Annotated in this window: 1 protein-coding gene; it reads left to right on the forward strand. The window is 61.2% G+C overall.

The window, feature by feature from the left end; translation table 11 throughout:
- Nucleotides 1-301 precede the first annotated feature (301 nt).
- Nucleotides 302-3430: a ribonuclease E gene (rne, locus tag CAK78_RS10225; protein WP_094697189.1), complete on the forward strand. Its 3129-nt coding sequence runs from the start codon at nt 302-304 to the stop codon at nt 3428-3430.
- Nucleotides 3431-3573 lie beyond the last annotated feature (143 nt).

Below are 3573 nucleotides of genomic sequence, written 5' to 3' on the forward strand. Positions count from 1 at the left end.
GTTCAAGCCTTGTACTAAGTGGCCAAAAATTATGCCACCCAATCCCGAAACACCGTGTATACAAGAACATGACGGTTCCCGGGTGCGAGGTACAGCGCATGGAGAACGCAAACAGAACCGCCTATTTGTCTCCACACCGGTATCCTTTTCATGCCTTCTCGAGAAGGCTGAACCAGAGTGCCCTTAGTTTGCGCCTCATGCATACCCCAACCGGGAGGTTGCCCCAGTATGCTGAAGACCCGAGGCCGGCGCCGGCAGGATCCTGTGGAGGAAATCAAAATGACAAAATAACGAGAACTCAATGAAAAGAATGCTAATCAACGCGACTCAGGAAGAAGAGTTGCGCGTAGCGCTGGTTGACGGACAACAGCTCTACGATCTGGATATTGAAAGTCCGGGACACGAGCAGAAGAAAGCGAACATTTACAAGGGCAAAATCACCCGCGTAGAACCCAGTCTCGAAGCTGCTTTTGTCGACTATGGCGCCGAGCGCCACGGTTTCCTGCCGTTAAAGGAAATCGCCCGCAATTACTTCCCCTCCGGTTACTCCTATCAGGGTCGTCCCAACATCAAAGAAGTGGTCCGCGAAGGCCAGGAAGTCATCGTCCAGATCGACAAGGAAGAGCGTGGCACTAAGGGTGCAGCCCTCACCACCTTCATCAGTCTGGCCGGCAGCTACCTGGTGCTGATGCCGAACAACCCCCGTGCCGGCGGTATCTCCCGTCGCATCGAGGGCGATGAACGGACTGAACTGAAAGAAGCCCTGAGCGGCCTGACCGTGCCGGACGGCATGGGCCTCATCGTGCGTACCGCCGGTGTGGGCAAGTCCCCGGAAGAGCTGGAATGGGATCTGAACGTTCTGCTCAACCACTGGTACTCCATCCACAAGGCGTCACAGAGCCGCTCCGCGCCGGTGCTGATCCATCAGGAAAGCAACGTCATCGTGCGTGCCATCCGTGATTACCTGCGCCGCGATGTGGGCGAGATCCTGATCGACAACCCGGTCATTTTCGAACGCGCCAAGTCGCACATCGAGCTGGTACGTCCCGATTTCCTCAACCGCGTGAAGCTGTACAAGGGTGAAGTTGCCCTGTTCAACCACTTCCAGATTGAGAGCCAGATCGAGTCGGCCTTCCAGCGTGAAGTGCGCCTGCCCTCCGGCGGCAGCATCGTGATCGATCCGACTGAAGCGCTGACCTCCATCGATATCAACTCTTCCCGCGCCACCAAGGGCGGCGATATCGAAGAGACTGCGCTGCAGACCAACCTGGAAGCGGCCGACGAGATTGCCCGTCAATTGCGTCTGCGTGACCTGGGCGGTCTGATTGTCATCGACTTCATCGACATGACGCCGGTTCGCCATCAGCGCGAAGTGGAAAACCGTCTGCGTGAAGCCGTGCATCAGGACCGTGCCCGCATCCAGCTCGGCCGGATCTCCCGTTTCGGTCTGCTGGAGATGTCTCGTCAGCGTCTGCGTCCCTCCCTCAACGAGTCCAGCAGCCATATCTGCCCCCGTTGCCAGGGTCAGGGCGTGATCCGTGACAACGAGTCACTGGCCCTGTCCATCCTGCGTCTCATCGAAGAAGAGGCCATGAAGGACAACACCGAGCAGGTACATGCTCAGGTGCCGGTCGATGTCGCCGCCTATCTGCTCAACGAGAAGCGCAGCTCCATCGCCAGCCTGGAACAACGCAATGATGTGCGTGTCTACATCATTCCGAACCAGCACCTGGAAACCCCGCACTACGAAGTGACCCGCATCCGTCAGAACGAGATCCCGGAAGCGGCCAGCTACGAGCTGAAAACCGAAATTGCCAAGCCGGTCTACCAACCCAAACAGGCCCAGACCATCGAGCGCGAGCAGCCCCTGCTGCAAGGCTTCGTCCAGGCACCGCAACCTGCTGCACCGGCGGCCCCCGCCCCTGTCGCAGCCCCGGTTGCCGAAGCACCAGGCCTGTTCGGCAAGCTGTTCAAGAGCCTCTCCAACCTGTTCGGCGGCAATGCTGACAACGCCGAGGTCACCGCGCCTGCCGAGAAACCGGCAACCCGCGAGGCTCGCAAAGAGGACGGTCACCGTCATCAGCGTGATGAATCCCGCAGCCGTGGTCAACGTGGTCGTCGTGACGACAACCGCAGCAACCGCAACGGCGATGCCGGCGAGAAGCGCGAAGGCGTGACCAGCCGCGAGAACGGCGAAGGCCGCAACCGTCGCCCGCGCAAAGAGCGTGAGCCACGTCAGGAACGTGAAGCCCGTGGTGAGGTGCGCGAACAGCGCATGGAACGTGAACCTCGCGAGGCTCGTGAGCCGCGTCAGGAGCGCGAACCCCGTGCCCCGCGTCAGGCTCGTGAGCCCCGCGCTCCGCGTGAACCGCGTGCCGAGGTAGTGGTTGACACGCTGGACAGCGTAGAAGCCGTTGCCACCAACGTGGAACAGCGTCAGGAAAAAGAGCAGAAAGTGGCCGAGCGCCGCGAACGCCGCCAACTGCGCAAGCAGATCCGCGTCGATGCGCCTGCCGATGACGCCGCGGTTGCCCAAGCTGCCGATGTAGCGCCGGTTGCCGCCGTCGATGCCGTTGACGCGACTGAACAGCAGGATGAGCAGGCAGAAGGCCAGCGTCGTTCCCGCCGTACTCCGCGCAATCAGCGTATCGAAGGCCAACGCCGCAAGCGCATCAACGAAGAAGCTCGCAGCCAGCGTGACGATGAAGAGCAGACTGCCGAAATCGCTGCACCGACTCTGACTGCCGCCGCGCAAGCCGATGCAGCCCAGGTCAAAGTGGAAGAACCGGCCGTGCCCGTGATCACCATCCCGAGCGCTGAAGCCGTTGCTGCTGCCCTGCAGGCCTCCTCCGCCCTGACCGAGCACGTGGTTGCCGAGGCCGTCGCCGAAGAAGCCCGCGAGCAGGCCGAAGCCGTTGTCGCCGCTGAACCGGTAGCAACCGTCGTCGAAACCGCCCCCGTGGTGGCCGAACCGGTCATTGCTGCTGTTGAAGCCGCACCTGTTGCAGTGGAAACCGTGGCAGAGGCGGTCGTTGAGCCCGCACAGGCTGTTGAGACTCCGGTTGTCGAGACCAAGCCGGTTGTGGAAGCGACCGTAGAAACCGCTCCGGCAGTTGCAGACGTCGTTGCCGCACCGGCCGTTGAACCAGTTGCCGCTGTGGCCGAACCTGTTGTCGTTGCAGAGACTACCAAGGTTGAACCCGCAACCGCAGCCCCGGCTGCCAAGCAGGTCAAGCGCGGTGGCAGCCTGCTGGCTGGTGCCCGCAAGGCCTCTGCCCCGATGGCAACTCCGGCCGCCGCCCCTGCCCTGCCGGCACGCGAGCCGGTCGAGTATGCCCCCTTGGTGCGCAGCGAAGTGACCACCTCCGGTCGCCATGGCGGCAGCACTGCCGCCGTCAACGTCGCTACCAGCCCGGCCGGTCGTCCCTGATTGACCCGCTAACCTGATAAAAGAGCCACACACTGTGTGGCTCTTTTTTTATCTCTTTATGTAGCTCGTATTGTTCCAGCTGTATGGAGATGGTATTCACCTGACACCGACCTCAAACCGGTGTCTTGTTTACGCTACTTTAG

This window comes from Aeromonas sp. A35_P, assembly GCF_002259925.1.
Classification (GTDB): Bacteria; Pseudomonadota; Gammaproteobacteria; order Enterobacterales; family Aeromonadaceae; genus Aeromonas; species Aeromonas dhakensis.